This window comes from Olivibacter sp. LS-1 (assembly GCF_008245145.1).
Lineage (GTDB): Bacteria > Bacteroidota > Bacteroidia > Sphingobacteriales > Sphingobacteriaceae > Olivibacter > Olivibacter oleidegradans.
Genome location: NZ_CP041643.1, coordinates 4,302,151 through 4,324,935, shown reverse-complemented (window position 1 = coordinate 4,324,935; position 22,785 = coordinate 4,302,151). Strand labels below are relative to the sequence as shown.

At 41.7% G+C, this 22,785-nt stretch carries 17 protein-coding genes; 13 read left to right on the top strand and 4 right to left on the bottom strand.

Translation table 11 applies throughout. The features are described 5' to 3' along the window. Positions 1-109 precede the first annotated feature (109 nt). The 3 genes from FKG96_RS17830 (at position 110) to FKG96_RS17820 (ending at position 4,325) form a co-directional block, all read left to right on the top strand. Positions 110-1,078, top strand: coding sequence for a lipid A deacylase LpxR family protein (locus FKG96_RS17830; protein ID WP_130855547.1), 969 nt, complete (start codon positions 110-112; stop codon positions 1,076-1,078). 107 nt (positions 1,079-1,185) lie between these two features. Further along, positions 1,186-3,501 carry a TonB-dependent receptor gene (locus tag FKG96_RS17825; protein WP_130855548.1) on the top strand — a complete coding sequence of 772 codons (2,316 nt, stop codon included), beginning with the start codon at positions 1,186-1,188 and terminating at the stop codon, positions 3,499-3,501. Positions 3,502-3,512: 11 nt separating this feature from the next. Then, entirely contained in the window at positions 3,513-4,325 is an 813-nt protein-coding gene (locus FKG96_RS17820; RefSeq protein ID WP_165446943.1) for a DUF4249 domain-containing protein, read from the top strand. Between the two features lie 398 nt (positions 4,326-4,723). On the opposite strand, the gene FKG96_RS17815 is transcribed toward FKG96_RS17820, so the two are convergent. After that, positions 4,724-5,332: a polysaccharide deacetylase family protein gene (locus FKG96_RS17815; RefSeq protein WP_130855550.1), complete on the bottom strand. Its 609-nt coding sequence runs from the start codon at positions 5,330-5,332 to the stop codon at positions 4,724-4,726. A 78-nt stretch (positions 5,333-5,410) separates the two neighbouring features. Between FKG96_RS17815 and FKG96_RS17810 the strand changes: the two genes are divergently transcribed. The 4 genes from FKG96_RS17810 to mnmE all read left to right on the top strand — a co-directional run bounded on the left by FKG96_RS17810 (position 5,411) and on the right by mnmE (position 10,226). After that, positions 5,411-6,799: a TolC family protein gene (locus FKG96_RS17810; RefSeq protein ID WP_246860297.1), complete on the top strand. Its 1,389-nt coding sequence runs from the start codon at positions 5,411-5,413 to the stop codon at positions 6,797-6,799. A gap of 36 nt (positions 6,800-6,835) precedes the next feature. Further along, positions 6,836-8,197 (top strand): efflux RND transporter periplasmic adaptor subunit, encoded by a 1,362-nt coding sequence (locus FKG96_RS17805; protein ID WP_013667383.1) that lies wholly within the window; start codon positions 6,836-6,838, stop codon positions 8,195-8,197. 20 nt (positions 8,198-8,217) lie between these two features. After that, entirely contained in the window at positions 8,218-8,733 is a 516-nt protein-coding gene (locus tag FKG96_RS17800) for a YdeI/OmpD-associated family protein (protein WP_149105735.1), read from the top strand. A 107-nt stretch (positions 8,734-8,840) separates the two neighbouring features. Then, entirely contained in the window at positions 8,841-10,226 is a 1,386-nt protein-coding gene (gene mnmE / locus FKG96_RS17795; protein WP_149105734.1) for a tRNA uridine-5-carboxymethylaminomethyl(34) synthesis GTPase MnmE, read from the top strand. 74 nt (positions 10,227-10,300) lie between these two features. Here the strand turns inward: mnmE and FKG96_RS17790 are convergent, their stop codons facing one another. From FKG96_RS17790 to FKG96_RS17780, 3 genes are all read right to left on the bottom strand, one after another. After that, a complete protein-coding gene (locus FKG96_RS17790; RefSeq protein WP_149105733.1) occupies positions 10,301-10,678 on the bottom strand; it encodes a hypothetical protein in 378 nt (125 codons plus the stop codon). A gap of 147 nt (positions 10,679-10,825) precedes the next feature. Next, complete coding sequence (locus tag FKG96_RS17785) at positions 10,826-11,407, bottom strand: tRNA-(ms[2]io[6]A)-hydroxylase (RefSeq protein WP_130855688.1); 582 nt, start codon at positions 11,405-11,407, stop codon at positions 10,826-10,828. A 506-nt stretch (positions 11,408-11,913) separates the two neighbouring features. Then, entirely contained in the window at positions 11,914-12,366 is a 453-nt protein-coding gene (locus tag FKG96_RS17780) for a hypothetical protein (protein WP_130855689.1), read from the bottom strand. Between the two features lie 309 nt (positions 12,367-12,675). Between FKG96_RS17780 and FKG96_RS17775 the strand changes: the two genes are divergently transcribed. From FKG96_RS17775 to FKG96_RS17750, 6 genes are all read left to right on the top strand, one after another. Continuing rightward, entirely contained in the window at positions 12,676-12,978 is a 303-nt protein-coding gene (locus FKG96_RS17775) for a helix-turn-helix transcriptional regulator (RefSeq protein WP_130855690.1), read from the top strand. Between the two features lie 50 nt (positions 12,979-13,028). Next, positions 13,029-14,129 carry an NADH:flavin oxidoreductase gene (locus FKG96_RS17770; RefSeq protein WP_130855691.1) on the top strand — a complete coding sequence of 367 codons (1,101 nt, stop codon included), beginning with the start codon at positions 13,029-13,031 and terminating at the stop codon, positions 14,127-14,129. Positions 14,130-14,568: 439 nt separating this feature from the next. Then, positions 14,569-15,405 carry a serine O-acetyltransferase EpsC gene (gene epsC / locus FKG96_RS17765; RefSeq protein WP_130855692.1) on the top strand — a complete coding sequence of 279 codons (837 nt, stop codon included), beginning with the start codon at positions 14,569-14,571 and terminating at the stop codon, positions 15,403-15,405. A 44-nt stretch (positions 15,406-15,449) separates the two neighbouring features. Beyond that, a complete protein-coding gene (cysM, locus tag FKG96_RS17760) occupies positions 15,450-16,319 on the top strand; it encodes a cysteine synthase CysM (RefSeq protein ID WP_130855693.1) in 870 nt (289 codons plus the stop codon). Positions 16,320-16,412: 93 nt separating this feature from the next. After that, positions 16,413-16,859 (top strand): DoxX family protein, encoded by a 447-nt coding sequence (locus FKG96_RS17755; RefSeq protein WP_013667372.1) that lies wholly within the window; start codon positions 16,413-16,415, stop codon positions 16,857-16,859. 234 nt (positions 16,860-17,093) lie between these two features. After that, positions 17,094-22,598 carry an alpha-2-macroglobulin gene (locus FKG96_RS17750; protein ID WP_149105732.1) on the top strand — a complete coding sequence of 1,835 codons (5,505 nt, stop codon included), beginning with the start codon at positions 17,094-17,096 and terminating at the stop codon, positions 22,596-22,598. Positions 22,599-22,785 lie beyond the last annotated feature (187 nt).

The following is a 22,785-nucleotide window of genomic DNA, read 5'->3' as shown; positions in this document are numbered from 1 at the left end:
AAATCTCCGGAAAATTGAAGTTGTTTTGTCATATTTAAGGATTCATTAACAACTTTGTTTCATTCACCTTGACTGATATTTTCAATTTGTATAAGTTTGGCTCTTCTTCATGAGCTTACGATCGATCAGCCATACGCAAGTCCTATTGATGGGCGTGTGTATTTTTTTATGTTTAATTGCGTATAAAGGACGTGCGCAGACTGAACTGTTACATGAATTGTCTATTCATAGTGATAACGATGCCTATTTGTTCATTAATCAGGACCAATACTATACTAACGGAATATCCTTTAGCTATCGTCAATTAGTCGACAAGGATTTTAGTGCTGCGAGTGCTAAGAAGAAGATCTGGGGAATAGCGATAGGCCATAAACTATATAATGCATATAACGGTTTCAGCGAGTTGGTATTGATGGACAGGCCTTTTACCGCCTATTTATATGGACGGGTGAACAAGGCATGGTTCTATCGGGACGAATCGAGCTTAAACCTTGGTGCAGAAGTGGGCTTATATGGTAAAGGTGCTTTTGGCGAGGCGCTACAGGAAGGTTTTCACAATCTGTTCGGCTTTTATGAAATCAGCGGTTGGGAGTATCAATTGCGCGATCATGTAACACTGGATTTGCGGGCGAAGTATAGTCGACTGCTACTACGAAGTACCTCCGGTAAAATGGATCTGCAGCTTCAATCAAGCATGTCTCTGGGCTTAAATCAAAGTTTTATCGGTGCGGGCCCGGTATTGCGGCTTGGCAAATTGAACGCTTTGTACGCGTCTGCTTATAACGGGAGTCGGTTATTTCAAAAAGGCGAGGTTGTCAATAAAGAGCGTTACTTTTACTATCGGCCAATGCTGTTTTACCGATTATACGATGCGAGCATACAGGGAGGGATGTTACTGGATGACAAAGGACCTGTTACCTTTGGCATTAAGCCTTGGATGCTTAGTCAAATTGTTGGCTTCACTTATGCGCATCGTCACGTAACGATCGACGCGCATCTCCAGTTTAATACCAAAGAAGTTAAAAGTAATGCCACTGCCCATCAGTTTGGCTCCATTTCGATTGGATATGCCTTTTAATACGCACAATAAATTTGTAATTTATTTGTAACATTTTAAAGTGCCCTGCGTCTAGTGGAATAAAGTGCACGCAAAAAAGCTCATAAATTCATATTAAACGCAAGGCCTTGAAAGCTTTTATTTTATCAATTACTATTTCTCTCTATTTCTTTTCCTTTTCCTTCGCCCAACAAATAACGCTTAGTGGCACCGTGAGAGACGCTTCCAGTGGTGAGACATTGATCGGCGCCAGCATCAAGGTGAAAGAGAACGCTTCCGGTGTTAGCGCCAATTCGTATGGCTTTTACTCATTAAGCCTGGCAAAAGGAAGGTACACCATTCAGGTATCCTCGGTAGGCTATACCATGCAAGAACGAGCGGTTGAATTAAGCGGGGATCTCCGCCTGGATTTTTCACTGGAGCCGGCTAATCAACTCGAAACAGTCGAAATCAATGCCGTTTCGAGTAGGGAGCAAATCGAAAGCCCGCAAATGGGTGTCAACAAAATTAGCATTAAGGAAGTGAATAATGTGCCCGTATTGTTTGGGGAACGCGACGTGTTAAAAACCATTCAATTGCTCCCGGGAGTGTTAAGTGCGGGCGAAGGGAATAGCGGTTTTTTTGTGCGGGGAGGAACAACCGATCAAAATTTGATTTTACTTGATGAAGCCATGGTTTATAATGCATCCCATTTGATGGGCTTCTTCTCTACCTTTAACTCCGATGCGATCAAAGATGTTAACCTGTATAAGGGTGGAATGCCTGCGCAATACGGTGGGCGCTTGGCGTCGGTACTGGACGTCAATATGCTGGATGGTAATAATCAACGTTTCGGTATGGATGGCGGCATCGGCCTAATTGCTTCTCGATTAAAGGTGGAGGGCCCCATAAAGAAGGGCAAGGGGTCTTTTATGTTAAGCGGTAGGCGTACCTACGCTGATTTATTTCTGAAGCTTTCTTCGGACACTTCGGTAAACAGCAGCGTTCTGTATTTTTATGATTTGAACTTAAAAGCCAATTATCAGCTTGATCAAAACAATACACTCTATCTTTCAGGTTATTTCGGAAAGGACGTGCTGGGCTATGCAAACGACTTCGATTTCGATTGGGGAAATGCTACCGGAACCTTACGGTGGAACCATGTCTTCAATAGCCGACTTTTCTCAAACACCTCATTTATTTACAGCGACTTTAAGTATAATGTGGGCGTGTATACCGATAACAATGATTTGAAAATCAACTCGCGTATACAGAATTTGAACTTGAAACAGGATTTTCATTACTTTTCAAGTAGTCGCAGCAATCTACGTTTCGGATTAAACCTAATGCGGCAGGAAATCTCACCGGCGGGTATCGACGCCTCGGAAGAATCGGATATCAATTCGTTGCGAATTGAAAATAGGCAAGGCTATGAGCTGGCGGCGTACCTCTCGCATGAATGGAAACCTAGTAATCGGCTCAGCTTTATTTATGGCTTGCGATTGAATTCCTTCTTATTAATGGGGCCCGGTGAATTTAATACTTATGATTCAGAAGGTGATATTATTCAAACCGATATTTATGGAAGTGGTAAATTGGTAAAGAGCTACATTAATCCGGAACCGCGATTTTCCGTCAACTATATGCTCAATGAGAATAGCAGCGTGAAAGCTTCCTATAACCGCAATACACAAAACTTACATCAGCTCACGAATACAACCTCATCGTTACCGACGGATGCCTGGGTATTGAGCAGTAACAATATAAAGCCCCAAATAGCGGATCAGGGTGCCTTGGGGTATTATCGGAATTTTAATGATGATCAGTACGAATTTTCTGCGGAGGTGTACTACAAGGATATGCAAAATCAGATCGATTATAAAAATGCTGCTGATTTACAGGCAAACGCGCATGTAGAAGCGGAATTGGTATATGGTGTGGGTAAGTCTTACGGACTGGAACTTTTTATGAAGAAAAGAACGGGCCGCTTGAATGGGTGGGTTAGCTATACATTATCCCGAAGTAAAAGAAGATTTGATGAAATCAACAATGGTAATTGGTTTGCTGCCCGCCAAGACCGTATCCACAATATTGCGATTGTGGGTATGTACAAATTTTCCGATCGTTGGAGTTTCTCCGGAACCTTTGTATATTACACGGGTAATGCCGTTACCTTCCCAAGTGGAAAATATAGTATCGGTGGTAAATCCACTTGGTACTATACGGAGCGAAATGGTTATCGTATGCCGGATTATCACCGCTTGGATTTAGGGGCGACGCTGGAATCGAAACCCGGAAAACGTTTTAAGTCGAGCTGGACCTTTGGTCTCTATAATGCCTATAACCGGAAAAACGCTTATATTATTGATTTTAGGGAAAATGAAAATGACCCGAATGTTACGGAAGCCTATAAAGTGGCCTTGTTTGGTATTATACCTTCAGTAACGTGGAATTTTAAATTTTAAGGATGATAACTATGAAAAAATCCCTTTCTTTTTTAAATAAGCAATTGTATATAAATATTTTAACTGTTTCAATGATTCTTTTTGGTTTAAGTTCCTGTGAAGAAGTGATTGATATTGAATTAAAAGAAGCTGATCAGGTGTTGGTGATAGAAGGCGGGGTGTCGAATACCGAAACAACGCATTATGTTTATATATCCAAAACGGTACCCTTCTCATCAAACAGTACCAATAACCCGCAGTCCGGTGCCGTTGTGAAAATCCAAGAAGAAGGAACGTCCGCGGAGCGTACCTTTACAGAGGTGAGCCCGGGACAATATCGAATAAACAACTATCAGGCGAATCCAGGCCGGACTTATAGATTGACAGTCGACTTTGAGAATGAGCAATATATGGCTAGTTCAACGATGCCTGCGCCTATTGCCATTGACTCCATCGGGACGGTGACCGATAGCTTTTTTGGCGACGAGGAGAAAACGGTGGGGGTTGTATATCAGGACCCGCCCGGCGAGAAGAATTATTATCGGTACCTGGTTGCCGTGAATGGAAAACCCTCGAACTTCGTTTTTGCTTATAATGATAAGTTTAATGACGGCAAGAAGGTGCAAAGAAATTTATATCATGAAGACCTGGATTTAGCTGTGGGCGATTATGTAGAGGTGGAGCAGCATTGCATCGATCAAGCTGTTTATACCTATTTCAACGGCATTCAGTCGAACAACCCGGGCTCTGCCGCACCCGCCAATCCGAAATCAAACTTTAGCAATGGCGCTTTAGGGTATTTTAGTGCTCATAGTATAACACGGGCATCTACCACGATTGAGTAGGGGGGATAACGAGTGATGAATGATGAATGATGAATGATGAATGATGAATGATGAACGCCCATTATCACATAAGTTAATTCCTTACTCAACTACTCAACGATTTAACTATTCAACTTAACCCAGACATAAGACAAAGGTATCAGGACACAAGATTTTATTAAAGGATTTAGGCGATAAGCCATAAGTAGGCTTTAGGCAATAAGCTATAAGCAGTAAGCATTAGGCTTGCACAAACCACCTATTATCACATTGTCTAACCGACCGTAGGGAGCTCATGAGTACCAAAAAAAGCAAACACTTACGAATAATCGGCTAATTTCCTACTTAACTACTTAACCACTCAACCACTTAACTACTTAACCACTCAACTACTCAACTACTCAACCACTTAACTATCACTACAAAAGCTTAAATTCATAACCCTTATCCAGCCAATAGTCAATGGCTTTTGGGAGGGCGTAAAGTAAGCGCGGTACAGCTTTTATATTGTCGTGAAATACGACGATAGAACCGTTGGTAACATGCTGTATGGCATTTTGGTAACAGGCTTCGGGGCTCAATTTGTGATCAAAGTCGTAGGTTATCACATCCCACATGATGATTTCGTATGTATCTCTTAGTTTTTTGAACTGTGGAAGGGTGCACTTACCATAAGGAGGACGAAATAGATTCGTTTGGGTAAGCTGTTGGCATTTCTCTACATTTTCCAAATAAGTAGCTAAAGGTGTTTGCCAGCCTTTTAAATGGTTATAGGTGTGATTGCCTACTCGATGGCCTTGAAGCTTGACTTGCTCAAAAATTTCAGGATGTTTAATAATGTTTTCGCCAACGCAAAAGAAGGTAGCTTGAATGTTATATTTTTTTAAGATATTTAATACCTCTGGTGTAACATCAGGTATGGGTCCGTCGTCAAAGGTTAAATAAATATGCTTTTCTTTCCGATTGCGATTCCAGGTGAGTTTAGGTAGAAGTAAGCGTAACCATAAAGGTGATTTGACAATATTCATTTTACGGCGCAGTGATTTGTTTAGGGCGAAGGTAAAACAATTAAATACATTAATAAGAAGTTGAGAAAAATTTACTAGATGATACAACGTAAACCCGCAATGAAATATTTTAAATATGGCAGCTCAGTACTAATTGCATGTGCCATCTCCGTTTCCGCCAGCGCGCAGAAAACCATTACCATCCGAGAAGCTCTAGATCAGGCTTTACGTAATAATTTACAGGTTAAACAGGCTGTCTTTCAAAGCTCGCTGAGTGAAGAGGATGTGTTGCAGGCGAAGATGGACCTTTACCCATCGGTTAGTGGTACCGTACAAGGGTCTAAGAATTGGGGTTTAAGTTTTGACCAGACTGCCGGAACCTTGATTAATACATCAGTTACACAAGCAGGTGCGAGTGTAACGGGTAATATGCTGCTGTTTGGTGGTTTTCAAAAAGTAAACCAGATTAAAGCGAATAAATACCAATTGCTGTCCAATCAAACCAATGTCGATAAAGTAAAAAATGATCTGGTACTACAGGTGGTAACCAAATACTTGGAAGCCTTAAGTAATAAGGATATGGCTACGGCTGCTAAGCAACAGGTGGCATTATCGACCGAGCAATTAGAAGCGCAGAAATATAATTATGAAGTAGGTAATAAGACGCTGGCCGACTTATCCCAAGCGAAGAGCCAATTAGCCACCGATGAATTAAACCTGGTTACCGCGCAAAATGCTTACGATTTATCCATCCTGGATCTGAAACAGTTAATGGAAATGAACCCGGTAAATGATATTGCCCTGGAAAAACCGCCCTTGCCGGATGTAGCAAAATTGGTTTCCAGCTATGTAGCAGAAGACATTTATCAAGAGGCCGTGCAACAATATCCCGATATTAAGGTGGCGGAATATAATACATTGGTGGCATTAAAAAACATAGACATCGCCAAAGGAGGTTTTTATCCGCAATTATCCATTGGAGCTGGTTATGGGACGAACTATTCATCGCAGGCAGGTGACAGGCATATTGTTGGGGACCAGATAATAGTTACACCCGTTAGTTTAGGCAGGCAACTGGATCGTAACAAGAATACAAACGTTTTTGCACAATTAAGTATTCCCATTTTTGACAATTACAGAAGAAACATCACCTTAAGAAAAGCCAAGATTTCTTACGAAAGTGCGGTGAATGATGAACGCTTAGCGAAGAACAACCTGAATAAAGTGGTTAATCAGGCGGTATTGGATCTAAGAACGGCTGAGAAGAAGTATTACTCTACGCAAGAAAATTTTAAATCGGCTTCGGATGCTTTTGAGGTGTTGAAACAGCGTTACGATGTAGGTTTGGCAAATGCGGTAGAGCTATCCACACAACAAACTGCCAAGAATAAAGCTGAATTTGATTTTATTCAAGCACGATACGACTTTATTTTTAGAAGCAAGGTGATTGACTTTTATTTAGGTCGCCCCATCACCTTTAATAATTAATGGGCTATTATATTTATCATAACATCAAAATAAACCATGGCGAAGAAGAAAAAAGGTACACTTAAATATATCATCATTGGTGCAGTTGTTTTGCTTATCCTGGTGGTTATAGCCGGCAAGATGGGCTGGATCGGTGGGCCAAAGAAAGAATTGATTGCCACCGAGAAAGCGGAGAAGCGGACGGTTCAGGAAACGGTATCGGCTAGTGGCAAGGTACAGCCTGAAAAAGAAGTAAAGCTGAGCTCGGAAGTGTCCGGAGAAATTGTGGAGCTGAATGTGAAGGAGGGAGAAGTGGTGACGAAAGGACAAATTTTATGTCGTATTAAGCCGGACATCTTACAATCAGGGTATGACAAAGCCGTTGCTTCTTTAAATTCACAACGTGCTGCATTAGCTTCTGCACAACAACAATTGAAGCAATCCGAAGCTTCCTTAAATATTATGGAAGCTACTTTTAAACGGACGCAACAGCTTTACAATCGGAAAGTAATTTCGGCCGCGGAATTTGATAAAGCCAGAACCGACTACGAAAGTGCCCTCGCGAGTGTAGAAGCACAACGGCAGAATGTAATTGGCTCTCGTTACGGAATCGACCAATCGCAAGCAGCGGTGAAAGAGGCGGGCGATAATTTGGCGAGAACGACCATTTATGCACCGGTAGATGGCGTTATCTCCTGGTTGGGGGCTGAGCAGGGAGAGCGCGTGGTAGGAACTGCGCAGATGGCGGGAACCGAGATTATGCGCATTGCTAACATGAGTTCAATGGAAGTGAACGTGGATGTAAATGAAAGTGACATCAACCGGGTTTCGTTGAACAATGAAGCTACCATCGAAATCGATGCATTCCGAGGCAGAAAATTTAAGGGCATTGTAACGGAGATTGCAAGCTCTTCGTCAGCAAATGCCTTGTCTTCTTCCTCTACCACAACCACTTCCAACACGGATCAGGTAACGAATTTTACGGTGAAAGTTCGAATCTTACCGGAGTCGTACGAAGATTTGTTAAAACCGAACCGGCCCAATCCATCTCCTTTTAGACCGGGATTGTCGGCTACAGTTGATATCTTGACGGAAAAAGATACCGGTTTAGCCGTTCCTATCCAAGCGGTAACAACGCGCGAAGATGCAACCGCGAAGAAGGACAGCACGGCCAATGACGCTAAAAAAGACGATGGATTTAAATCGAATGTAAAGGAATATGTATTTGTTTATGATCCGGCCACAACCAAGGTGAAACAAGTCGAGGTAACTACCGGTATTCAGGACGATGCTTATATCCGTATCTTATCAGGACTGAAAGAGGGGCAGGAAGTAGTAATACGGCCGTTCAATGCCATCAGCAAAACCTTGAAAGACGGTGATCTGGTAGAAAAAACAACAAAAGATAAAGTGAATTAGTAGATTGAGTGTAGAATGTTATGATTGTTTTCCAAGCTGAGATACTAAAATTTAGCAGCAAAGGCGAAAAGAGCGGCTGGTCTTACATCGAAATTCCGCGAGCGCTTGCAGAGCAGTTAAAATCAGACTATCGAAAGAGTTTTCGTGTAAGAGGGAAGATCGATCAAGAGCCTGTGCAAGGATTAGCCCTTACCCCCATGGGTGAGGGCAATTTTATTTTAGCATTAAGGGCATCGCTGCGAAAAAAAATACGTAAAGAAGAAAGCGATATCATCCAACTGGAGCTGGAAGAGGATACCGACTTCAAAATGGAAATACCCGAAGATCTTGAGTTATGCCTTTGTGAGGAGGAGACTTGGATCAACCAATTTCTATCCCTGGCAAAGTCGCACCAGCATTACTTTATCAAATGGATCAATGAAGCCAAAACGGAAGCAACGCGTACCAAACGGATTGCCTTAACGGTAGAAGCAATGGAAAAACAGCTCGACTTTGGTGCAATGATCCGTATGGACAAAGCGAGGAGGAATAGTTAAAATCCCTGTTAAATAAAAGATGGCGTACATTTTGATAGGAGGTTATGAGCAATGATATTTAAATTCATCGCTAGAAATTATCTCCTAACAAATAAGTATCTTTGTGTATGTCAATAATAAGCATGGAAGCCGAAAGTGCTGACACAATTGTTGCACTTGCGACACCCACAGGAAGCGGTGCCATTGCCGTTATCCGTTTGTCGGGACCACAAGCAATTGAAATAGTAAACGGCGTCTTTAAGGGAAAAGATTTAAGCAAACAAGCAAGCCATACAGTGCATTTTGGAACCATCCGCGACGAGGATGGGAAAATTTTAGATGAAGTGCTGGTTTCTATTTTTATTGCACCCCATTCTTATACGAGAGAAAATGTAGTAGAGGTTTCTACGCATGGTTCCAAGTATATTGTAGAAAGCATTATTAAGCTTTTTATAAGAAAAGGTGCCCGTGCTGCAAAACCGGGGGAATTTACACTTAGAGCTTTTTTGCATGGAGGAATGGATCTATCACAGGCGGAGGCTGTGGCAGATTTGATTGCTTCTAATTCGGCCGCTTCACATCAAGTTGCAATGCAGCAAATGCGTGGTGGCTTCTCCAATGAATTAAAACAATTACGGGAACAGCTGATTCATTTTGCTTCTATGATTGAGCTGGAGCTCGATTTTTCAGAGGAAGATGTCGAATTTGCAAACCGCAGTCAACTCAAGGATCTCATCCTGGAGATCATTAAAGTGTTACACCGACTTATTTTATCGTTTGAGCAAGGTAATGTGCTAAAGAATGGCGTTCCGATCGTTATTGCCGGTAAACCAAATGTGGGTAAATCCACGCTGTTGAATGCTTTGCTAAACGAAGAAAGAGCGATTGTGTCTGATATTGCCGGTACAACGCGGGATACCATTGAGGATGAAATCAACATTCAAGGAGTAAGCTTCCGTTTTATCGATACGGCTGGCATTCGGGATACGGAAGATATTATTGAAGCGAAAGGGGTGGAACGTACGCGCGAGAAAATGAAAAAGGCCCGATTGGTTATTTATTTGGTAGATCCGGTTGATGATGCATTTGAAGAGGTTTCCATTCAGGTGGCGGATCTGATTTTACTGAGAACGCCTTTTGTTCTGGTCATCAATAAAAAGGATCTGTTATCACCCGATGCGTTAGCCGAATACGAGCCGCTTAACCCGGTATTTATATCAGCTAAAAGTGGAGATGGGGTAGAGGCGCTGAAAGAAGAGCTCTTAAATCAGGTAAGTCTCCGAAATATTAATGTAGATGATGTAATGGTAACCAATATTCGGCATGTAGAGGCGCTTCTTAAAACGCAGGCATCGCTGGAAAAGGTTTTGTACGGAATTGATAACCCGATTACCTCAGACTTTCTAGCGATGGACATAAGGCAGGCACTCCATCATTTAGGAGAGATTACGGGACAAGTAAGCACGGAAGACCTCTTGGATAACATATTCAGTAAGTTTTGCATTGGCAAGTAAGTGCCGTAAATAGAAACACAAAAACCATCTATCGCGCTGATAGATGGTTTTTATCTAGAAAGTATAGCACGTAACTAACGTGTACAATCGGCTGTCCACGTACCATTATCGTTTGATACCAGCATTTTCAAGGTATTCGCGGTTATGGTGATGCCGGTAAGTCCGTCGCCTATACTAACGTAAGTGTTGTCCCCCTGTTGCTGGAACTTAACGCCATTAATATTGGGGATGCTACTACCAAAATCGAAGGTATACGAATCATCGACTTTGACAACAGTTACACGGCCATCGTCATCCGCAATGGTCTCGCTTCCGTTGCTGAAGGTGATGGTTCCGTTGTATGTCCCTACAAAGAAATCGTTGTCTGTCGGATCGTCGTCTTTACTACACCCCACAGTAAACAAGAGCATGGCAATGGCCAACATGCCTAAAAATTTAATTTTGCTTTTCATAGTAATATAGATATTTAGCACTAGATAAGGCAAGCACCATGCCAAATGCAGTTGATGCAAATTTAAATGGCAAGAAGCTGTATTCGATTATCAAAGCCTCGGTTTTTCTAGGGAATCGTTTGGTGACTGATTCGGGATAATGAACCGTCATCCATGTATATGTTCTCTTTTTCCGTAAGATTGAATGAGCTTACCTTCAAATTCCAACCATTCTTTCCAGCGTTTATCCACATCTACATCGAGGGTGTATTTACGTGCAAAATTTAAAAAAGTAGTGTAATGATTGGCTTCTGAGACCATGAGGTCATAATAAAATTTGGCCAATTCTTCGTCCGCTATATTTTGGGATAGCACGCGAAAACGCTCGCAACTGCGAGCCTCAATCATGGCTGCAAAGAGTAATCGATCAATAAAAGCGGTATTTCGGCTGCCGTCTTTTTTAGAGAATCGCATCAGCTGGTTTACATAGTCGTCCTTCCGCTCTCTGCCGAGTGTATAACCTCGTTTTTTGATGATATCAATTACCATTTGGAAATGCTGCATTTCTTCAATAGCAATCGCCGTTAATTCGTGCACTAAATCTTCATGTTCGGAATTGTTGGTAATTAACGAAATGGCGTTAGAGGCTGCTTTCTGCTCGCACCAAGCATGGTCTGTTAAGATCTCTTCCAAATTTGTTTGCGCAATATTCGCCCAACGGGGGTCTGTCAGTAGTTTTAATCCAAGCATAGCAAAGTCTTTTCCATGCAAACTTAGGGAAAAGCTTTTAATTTAGAAGGGACGATTGAGTCGTTAAGTGGTTGAGTCGTTAAGTGGTTGAGTAGTTGAGTAGTTGAGTGGTTAAGTAGTTGAGTAGTTAAGTGGTTGAGTAGTTAAGTGGTTGAGTGGTTGAGTAGTTAAGTGGTTGAGTGGTTGAGTGGTTGAGTAGTTAAGTAGTTAAATGGTTAAGTGGTTAAGTAGTTAAGTAGTTGAGTGGTTAAGTAGGAAATAGCCGATTATTCGTAAGTGTTTGCTTTTTTTGGTACTCATGAGCTCCCTACGGTCGGTTAGCCAATGTGATATAGGTGGTCTGGGCAAGCCTAATGCTTACTGCTTATAGCTTATTGCTTATTGCCTATCGCCTAAAGCCTTTAATAAAATATGTCCGGATTATTGTAACATCCCTGCCTATCGTGAAGATTCTCGATAGGCAGGGGGGGAATATTAAACAATACGTTTAACTGATGGTATCCCGCTTAATACTTGTATTGTTGATTATACTGTGTACCGGAACCTGCAATTGTTTGCGAGTCTTCTTTGACTACTTTTCCATCAACTTCTGCTTTATAGCTGAATTTAATTGGAACCTCGTCGAAGTTTTGGCAGGAAATGACGACTGCGGCTTGAGCCAGTGGAATGTTTGACTCAATTACGTAAGTACGTTTGCTTGGAAAATCTTCTATTCTTACGGATGGTTCGTTGGTTCTAACCTGACCATCCACTTTCCAAAGAGTTGATTCTTGATAGTTTGTAGGTACACCGCCAAAAGAAAAACTTGCAGTTTCATCTTCGCCCAACCCTTCCGCCGTAACCGTGAATTTGTATTTATGGGTGTCAAAATCCTGCGGTTGTGGATCATCGTCGTCCGAGCAGGCGTTCATGGCCAATACACTGGCCGCTAAAAAACAGGATAGAAAAAATCGTTTCATAAGTGTAATTAATATGTTTTAAACTTTTGTTCTTAATTATCGAGGGATATAACTTCTTTATAAAGGCCCGAAATAATTTTCCCAAAGGTATACAGCTGAGAAAAGCTGAGCAATTCCGGTTTATGGGTGTTTTTTTCTACTGGTTTTCCGGTAGCGATCCACATCAGCAGTCTTTCACATTGAAGCGGAAATTTTTGAAAGGCGAGTATAAGGTCAACGAAATGTAATTCAATCCACTTATTATCAATGTTTCGTCATTTGCATCTCTATCAATAGGGATATCGGGAAAAGTCGATATATATTTGCTGCATGGATCAATTGGCGATTTTCAAAGCACTCTCTAATAAGACCCGGTTGGATATCCTCCAATGGCTTAAAGACCCTGAGCGGCATTTTCCTCCACAGGAGCATGCCGACTTCATGGAAGTTGGGGTTTGTGTAGGAAAGATACAGGAGAAGTGCGGCATGACACAGTCCACGGTGTCAGAATACTTGGCCCTGTTATTAAAGGCCGGTCTACTGGAAGCAACAAGAATAGGACAGTGGACCTACTATAAACGTAATGAGAAGGCCTTTGAATTGTTAGGAGACTTTGTAAAATCGGCGCTATAAATTAAAAGTAAAAAGCTTGCCTCCCGTAGGGAGGGTAAAAATTCAAAAGAATGAGTACCACAAAATTGTTTGAGCCTTTTCAACTGAAGTCGTTGAATTTAAAGAATAGAATCGTTATGGCGCCTATGACACGGTCATTCTCGCCGAATGGTGTGCCCACAGATGCAGTGGCTGCATATTATAGCAAGCGGGCTGCAAGTGATGTAGGGTTAATTTTATCAGAAGGTACGGTGATTGACCGCGTATCCTCTTCGAACGACCCAAATATCCCGCATTTCTATGGCGAATCGGCCTTGGCCGGCTGGCAGCAGGTGATTAAGAGTGTACAGGCAGCAAGAGGCAGCATGGGGCCGCAGATATGGCACATGGGTATTATGGAAAATCACCATTCCGGTTGGGTTCCTGCAGCACCTTTTGAAGGGCCTTCAGATTTGGCAAGGCCGGGGTTTTCCAATGGGAGAGCCATGAGTGAAAAAGACATTGAAGACACCATACGAGCTTTTGGTAGCGCGGCAGCAGACGCAAAGCGTTTAGGCTTTGATTGTGTTGAGATACACGGGGCACATGGTTATTTAATCGATCAATTTTTCTGGGAAGCCACCAATAACCGAACAGATATTTATGGGGGCAAAACCTTATCCGAACGTTCACGTTTTGCCATAGAAGTCATCAAAGAGGTTAGAAAACAGGTTGGGGAACATTTTACCATTATTTTACGCCTATCGCAATGGAAAGGGAGCGATTATAGCTATAAACATGCAAAAACACCTGCTGAGATGGAAGCATGGTTGCAGCCCTTAGCCGACGCAGGTGTTGATATTTTTCATTGTTCACAACGTCGTTTTTGGGAAGCAGAGTTTGAGGAATCTGACTTAAACTTTGCGGGTTGGGCGAAAAAGTTGACAGGAAAGGCTACCATTACGGTTGGGTCTGTTGGCTTGTCCGGTGAGTTTTTAGCCGCGTTTAGAGGTGAAAGTTCCAACCCTAGTTCGTTGGATGAGCTTATCCGCCGATTGGATAGGGGGGATTTCGATCTTGTGGCTGTAGGACGTGCACTTTTAGCGGATCCACTCTGGGTTACGAAAATACGAGATAATCGTTCGGATGAATTAAAGGGTTTTACCCGAGAAGCCCTGGTTGAGTTGATTTAATTTAATCATGCTTTCTGATAAGAGACCTGCCGGTAGCGATTTTGTAATGACATCTGCGGTGCATTAGACATTGTTAATGCCGACGGGTCCTTCTATTTATAAACCTCGCCGTATCTCAGGCAACACCCAAAATTTCTCAAAAAGGGAGCAAAAGATTCAAATATTATATTGAACTAACAAAAGTGTTGCCATAAATGCAATAATTTTCCGTCCTTTACAATAACATTATGCCACGGGAAGAAAGTTCTTTGTGGTTGAGAAGAGATAGATGAAAGGCCAGCTTTCATGAATACCTTATAAAATAAACGTGGATGGCTAATCGCTTTTATGTGCTAAAAGGCATTATACGTAAAAGCGTTGCTCGCTTGTTCTATTTTGTATGTCAGATTCACGATGGATAGGCTAATTATCAAAGTTTATATAATCAGAATAAAACCACATGAGCGAAGATTTTCTTCAACACATTTATGAGAAACAGCATCGGGTAGAAGTAGTTCCCTCCAATAAAGTAATAGCGGAATGGGCCTTTAATTTATTGGATTTAATTTATCCGGAACGACTTACTTCTCCTAAGCAGAGTTTAACGGGGATACGGGAACGTTTTTTAAGTTTGCAAAGCGATTTGGTGAAACTTTTGGACGCAACAAAAGCTTGCAAAGACTGTAATAATCAAGCGGTAGCAGCAATTTTTTTTGAGCGCGTTCCTGACTTGTATCGTGTAATGAATACCGATGTGGAAGCTATTTTAAATGGTGATCCGGCTTCGCGGAGTAAGTTTGAAATTATTCGTACCTATCCGGGGTTTTTGGCAATTTCTCTCTATCGTATTGCTCACGCTTTGTTCAAATTGGAGGTGCCATTAATACCTCGGATATTAACAGAGCATGCACATTCGCTTACGGGGATCGATATTCATCCGGGTGCGGAAATCGGCGAGTATTTATATATCGACCATGGTACAGGGATCGTAATTGGAGAAACTACGGTTATCGGTAATCATGTTAAACTTTACCAGGGGGTAACTTTGGGCGCGTTAAGCGTGGAAAAGTTTATGGCTAATACGAAACGACATCCGACCATTGAAGATTATGTAATAATTTATGCAGGAGCTACGATTCTGGGAGGAGATACGGTGGTAGGAACACACTCGACAATCGGCGGTAATGTTTGGCTTACGAAAAGTGTTCCTGCGGGATCTACGGTGTATCATCAATCGACTATCAAGGTAGTGGAAGCGGGTATAGGAAGTACCATCGTTGACCCTGGAAAGAAATAGGTATTTAAATCAAACAATGGGGTTAAGAGCATTAGTTTATTGAAATGGACATTATAGAAAGTATAGGTAATACACCGCTGGTTGAAATCAAGCGTTTAAATAAAAATCCAAAGGTAAAGTTATTCGCTAAGTTAGAGGGGAATAATCCGGGTGGAAGCGTGAAAGACAGAGCTGCCTTGAATATGATTCGCAGTGCGATGGAACGAGGTGAAATTAAAGCAGGTACCCGTCTTATTGAGGCTACTAGCGGAAATACAGGTATTGCTCTTGCCATGATTGCGGCGATCTATGGACTGGAAATTGAACTGGTCATGCCGTCTAATTCTACGAGAGAGCGTGCACTTACGATGGAAGCATATGGGGCAAAAGTTACTTTACTTGAATCAATAGAGGTTTGCCGGGATTATGCCGAGGAAAAAGCAGCAAATGAGAATTTTTTTATCCTAAATCAATTTGCTAATCCCGATAACTATATGGCCCATTATAAAACTACAGGACCGGAGATCTGGAACGACACGGCAGGAGCCATTACCCATTTTGTAAGTTCAATGGGTACTACGGGTAGTATCATGGGCAATTCTATGTATCTGAAAGAGAAAAGTAAGGATATACAGATTGTAGGTTGTCAACCTACTGAAGAATCGTCTATACCGGGCATAAGGCGTTGGCCGGTGGAATACTTACCGAAAATATTCGACCCTTCGCGGGTAGACCGAATTATTGACGTGTCTCAGCAGGATGCTACACTTCGTGCAAGACAAATGGCCAAAGGGGAAGGCATTTTTGTAGGAATGAGTTCCGGTGGTGCGCTGCAGGCAGCACTTCAGGTGGCGGATGAGCTAGAACATGGGGTTGTTGTCTTTATAGCTTGTGATCGGGGTGACCGTTATTTGAGCAGCGATTTGTTTGGGTAGGGAGAGGGTATGACCTCCATTAAATGAAAATAAAATTGTAAATGCGATTTTATTTTTGTTAACTTTATATAACCAATTAGAAAGGAGGTTATTATGAACCTAATCCACAGAATCGAACATTGGGGTGATGCACATCACCCTCGCTGGATGGATGCTGTTAGAATTGTATTGGGTGTTGTTATTTTTGCTAAGGGTGTAAGCTTTATAGCTGATACGGATTCGGTAGCGCGTTTACTGGAAAATACCCATTTCCAATTATCCATTTGGTCGGCTGTGCATTATATTGCTTTTGCGCATTTGGTTGGCGGGATTTTTATCGCGCTGGGATTAGTAACGCGAGTGGCCATTGCCTTTCAGCTGCCAATTTTATTCGGTGCAGTGTTTTTTGTAAACATTACCAACGGTTTTAGTTTCTTAAACTCAGAATTCTGGTTCTCGCTAGTGGTTTTGCTATTATTAATCGTTTTCTTCATTGTCGGTTCAGGACGGTATTCGCTTGATCATGAAATGAGAAGGCCAGGTAATAAAAGATGGTTTTAGAAAATTACCTGAAAACAGGTATTTCGAGACCGAACAGCTTCTTTTAGCTTTGCTGTATAAACAAAGCTGTCTACATGTATTATATCAAATTTCATAACATTGATTAAGCTACCTTCTTAAGGAGGTAGTTTTTTTATTGTCTGTATTTAAATGGCTATCAAAAACCTTATATGTATCTTCCGGAACTGTTACTAATATCCGATCAGACGCATTATGGTTTTCACAATTTGCTCTATGAAGAAAAAATACCTATTCATTTATTTTCTTTTCCTCTTGGTTGCCTGCGCAAAAAAAAACGGAAAAGATTTCAATTCTGACTTTTCATTATATAAAGATTATATCACCGAATTTACGTCAGGCATTATATCGGCGAAGTCAACGATTCGTATCGTGCTCAATTTCAACAGAAAGGAATGGATGCCGAATCAGGAATTGGAATCCAATCTCTTTGAGATTACACCAAAGGTTGAAGGGAAGGTTATTGCTTTATCGCAAAATACGCTGATGTTTAAACCGAGTAAACGATTAAAGCAGGATACGGAATATCAAATTTCATTTAAGTTGAAGGAGTTGATTGATGTGCCTAAAGAACTGAAAGAGTTCAATTTCACAATAAAAACGATTAAGCAAGATTTTGTGGTGCTTAGCAGAGAATTGCAATCCTACAGTTCGGAATATCAATTTCAACATGCCGTTTTGCGGACAAGCGATGAGATGGACGTACAATCAGCGGCAAAATTGATATATGCCAAACAAGGAACGGGCAAGTTGCCTATTCGCTTTGATCAGATCAAGTCGGGGACTGAATTCCGCTTTATCGTAGATAGCATCAAAAGACCGGAAAAGGATGGATCGATTCAGTTAATGTGGGACGGAAGCGACTTGGATATCGATCAAAAAGGGGAGGAAGAAATAGAAATAGCCGCAAAAGGCCATTTTAAGGTGATGAAGGCTACAGTGGCTGAGGAGAATAATCAACTGCTTTTGATTAATTTTTCAGATCCACTCAAAAAAAGTCAAGACTTTGAAGGCTTGGTGACGATTGACTCAGCAAAAAGTTTGACGTATACTGTAGACGGGAATGTGCTCAAAGTGTTTTTGAGCGAGCCCCTTAAAGGGGAGCGACTCTTAGAGGTTTTCCAGGGCGTGGAAAGTGCACAAGGGACGAAGCTTAAAAAGGGTTATACAAAAAAAGTATACTTTGAACAAACAAAACCCGGTGTGCGACTGCTTAAAAATGGGACCTTACTTCCAAGCTCGAATAACCTAAAGTTGAATTTTGAAGCGGCTAACCTAAAGGCTGTAGATGTAAAAATTTACAAGATTTATCAAGATAATATTTTGCAGTTTTTGCAGGATAATGATCTAAATGGCAGTTACAATCTGCGAAAAGTTGCTTTGCCTATTGCGAAGAAGAAAATTGAACTGACGCAAAACCGATTATATAACAATGGGAAGTGGAATGTTTTTGCCTTAGATCTCGCTTCACTGATTAAGCCGGATCCAGGTGCGATTTATCATGTCGAATTTAGCTATAAAAAAGCCTACTCTATTTATCCATGTAGTAGCCAACCGGAAGAAAACCGAGAGGAGCCGGAAGAACAAAGCTTGGAAGACGAGCAAGCGTCTTTTAGAAGCAATGAGTCTGAAGACTATCCTTACTACGACGACTATAATTGGCAAGAGAGAGAAGATCCATGTGCTAATTCATATTATTATTACGACAACAAAGTGTCAACCAACGTCTTGGCTACCGACTTGGGTGTGATTGCTAAAATGGGTAAAAACGGCTCTTATTTTTTTGCCGTGAATAACATTGTAACAACCGAAGTGGTACCGGGAGCACATATCGAACTTTATGACTATCAACAACAGAAAGTTGCTGAGGCTACTACGAACGACGAAGGAATAGCGCACTTAGACCATACAAAAAGAGGATATTTTGTTATCGTAAAGAAAGATAATAGTAGTACCTATGTAAAACTTGAAGAAGGGCTTTCTTTATCATTAAGCAATTTCGATGTCGCCGGTAACGAGCTTGAGAAAGGTTTGAAGGGGTACATTTATGGAGAACGGGGTGTTTGGCGTCCCGGAGATACTTTGTTTCTTTCGTTTATGTTAAATGATCAGGCTAATAAGCTACCGGCAAATCATCCTATAAAGCTGCGGCTAACCGATCCTAACGGAAAGTTGTTTACCCAGCTAGTACAACGATACAATGAGCGTAATTTATACCGATTTGTTATTGCTACAAAAGATGAAGCTCCTACAGGAAATTGGGAAGCTGTTGTGAGTGTTGGTGGTGCCCGGTTTTATAAAAGTATCAAAATAGAAACCATTAAACCCAACCGTTTAAAGATAAAGAACAACCTGGCCGGTCGGGTGCTACAAGCAAATAGTGCAACAACTGATGAAATTTCGGTAATCTGGTTGCATGGAGCTGTGGCTAAGAATCTGAAAGCAGAAATGCAAGCCAAGTTTTATCAAATGAAAACTACATTTAAAGGCTTGGCTAACTATGTTTTTGATGATCCGGCACGCAGCTTTAGCACCGAAGAGGTGAACGTGTTCTCCGGAAATGTTGATGAAAACGGAAAAGCAACGATTGGTATCAAACCGCAGTTACATGGGCAAGCGCCCGGTATGTTGAAGGCTTCCTTCATTACAAAGGTATATGAAAATGGTGGCGATTTTAGCACGGATGTAGCAACAGCTACTTATTCGCCTTATCAAACCTATGTGGGTTTAAAATCGCCCGAACCGAATAAATACGGTATGTTGGAAACAGGTAAAAGCAATCGATTTGATATTGTAACGGTTGATGAAAAGGGAAGACCGAAGGCAGTAGCCAACTTGGAAGTGAAAATATATAAAGTGGATTGGCGATGGTGGTGGGATGCTTCGAACGATAACCTATCAAGCTATAGTGCTTCTTCCAGCAAAACACCTTTTAAAAGTTATCGTATCAGCGCCGGTACGAGTGGTAAAACGAGCGTGCAGTTTGTTGTGAACGATGAGGACTGGGGTAGATATTTTATACGTGTAACCGACTTGGACGGGGGGCACGCAAGCGGTGAGACGGTATTGATCGACTGGCCTTACTGGTCGGCTAAGACTAAAAATACCGATGGGACAAATGCAAATATGTTGGTGTTTTCTACCGATAAGCCAAAATACAATGTAGGGGAAAAGATGAAGATTTCCTTTCCTTCAAGTGAAGGGAGCCGAGCCTTGGTATCAATTGAAAGTGGCGCGAAGATTGTAAACACGTATTGGGTAAAAACAAAAAAGGGTGAGACGCAGCTAGAAGTACCTGTTACTTCTGAAATGGCACCCAATATCTATCTTTTTGTGACACTCTTACAACCACATGCTTCTACGCTGAACGACGCGCCTATTCGTTTGTATGGTGTGGTGCCTGTAGAGGTGTTGGATAAAGAAACCATTTTACAGCCCGTTCTTTCCATGCCGGATGTATTACGCCCCGAGCAAGCGGTTAGTCTGCAGGTGAAAGAGAAAAATGGAAGGGCTATGAGTTATACGATCGCTATTGTGGACGAAGGCTTACTGGATCTTACTCGTTTCAAGACGCCAAATGCTTGGGACAAGTTTTATGCGAGAGAAGCCTTAGGTGTTAAAACATGGGATGTATATAATGACGTTATAGGCGCTTATGGTGGCAAGATCAATCAGGTATTCAGCATAGGCGGTGACGAGGATATTGGAGGTGGCGAAAATAAACATGCAGATCGCTTCAAACCGGTTGTGATTTATCTGGGCCCCTTCCATCTGTCGAAAAATGAAAGCAAAACCCATCGTGTCAAATTGCCGAACTATATAGGATCGGTTCGTACGATGGTGGTTGCCGGTGATGCTAAAACGAGCGCTTATGGAAGTACAGAAAAGGCGACACCCGTTAGAAGCCCATTAATGGTATTAGCATCGCTGCCTCGGAAGATTTCTCCAGGGGAAAAAGTAACCTTACCAGTGACCGTTTTCGCTATGGAAAATCAGATAAAGAATGCACGGGTCCAGGTAAAGGTAAGCAAAGGAATAAAAGTGCTGGGGTCGAGTGCCAAATCGCTTAGCTTTAGTGGTCTGGACGAGAAGATGGTGTACTTCGATTTGGAAGTAGGTGCGTTAACCGGAATGGCAAAAGTGGAAGTCGTGGCAAGCTCGGGTAATGAAAGGGCATCATATCCGGTGGAGATCGATGTCAAAAATCCGAATCCGATAACCCACGATTATAAAGAACTGGTATTGAAAGCCAACGAAGAGCAGACACTCACTTGGGAGCCTTTTGGTGTAGATGGTAGTAACAAAGCGCGTATAGAGCTTTCCTCTTTTCCTTCTATAGACCTTAATGCCCGGTTGAATTATTTGATTCAATATCCTCACGGTTGTTTAGAACAGACAACATCCAGTGTTTTTCCGCAATTGTACCTTGGCGATATTGTTGATTTAGAAGCTGCCAAGCGCGAAGCTATTCAACGAAATGTAGTTGAAGGTATCAGCAAACTCGCCGGGTTTCAATTACCGGACGGGGGATTTGTTTATTGGCCCGGCTTATCGTCAGCCGACGATTGGAGTACGTCCTATGCGGGGCACTTTTTGTTAGAGGCGGAGACAAAAGGATATGTTTTGCCGATTGATTTTAAAAACAAATGGATAAGCTATCAACAGCGAGCGGCAAGACAATGGCGTATGGAGACACATCCCGGTAGCGATTTCGCGCAGGCTTATCGATTGTATACCTTGGCATTAGCAGGTGCTCCTGATTTGGCCTCGATGAACCGTTTAAGGGAAACGGTAGGTATTTCTAATGAAGCTCGTTTACGTCTTGCTGCCGCCTATGTATTGGCGGGACAAAAGCACGCCGGTAATGAATTACTGAAAATTAGCAGTATCAATAACGTTAATAATGCTTATAGCTATTATTATTACGGTTCGCCGGAACGCAATCGAGCAATGGTGCTGGAAACTCTGTTATTGTTGAACCGAACGGTCGATGCATTTGCGCTTGCTACGAAAATAGCAAAAGACCTGTCGTCCGGTGCATGGATGAGTACCCAAACCACTGCTTACAGCTTATATTCGATCGCTAAATTTGCAAAATTGAATGGCAAAAACGGTGTTAATGCTCGTTTTAGTTACCATGGGCAAAGTGCGGATGTCAAAACTACAAAATCGTTTATAGACAAGGGCTTACAAATAAATAAGGGACTGAATAGTATCAAAATTAGAAACAATGATAAAAATACTTTGTATGTTAAACTCTTAAACAGTGGTGTTTTACCGGTTGGCCGAGAACAGGTAATTCAGCGAAATTTAACCGTGCAGGTTGAATTCGTAGATAGGGCAGGTAAGGCATTAGACATACATACCCTTAAGCAAGGTACGGAATTTGTTGCCTTGGTAGCCGTTAAGAACCAAAGCTTGGATCGTGTGGAGAATTTGGCATTGACGCAGATTTTACCTTCCGGTTGGGAAATTGTAAATACTCGATATACTGATTATGGGGCTTTTGGACAGAATAAAGCGGATTATATTGATATACGGGATGATCGAAGTTCTTTTTATTTTTCGTTAAACGGCAACGAGAGCCGCACGTTTAAGATTTTATTAAATGCATCTTATCTTGGCAGATATTATTTACCGGGGGTGCAGTGTGAGGGAATGTATGATCATTCTTTCTTAACGCGAACAAAAGGAACTTGGATAGAAGTTGTTGATTATTAGTTATTAGGTGTTAGCGGTTAGGTGTTAGGGTTTAGTTATTGGTTGTTAGTTATTGGTTGTTGGTTATTAGTTATTAGTTATTGGTTGTTAGTTATTAGTTGTTAGTTATTGGTTATTAGTGATCGGAATTTAGTTGCTGGTTATTGAACGACTTAACTACTCAACCACTCAACTTAATTCAGGCATA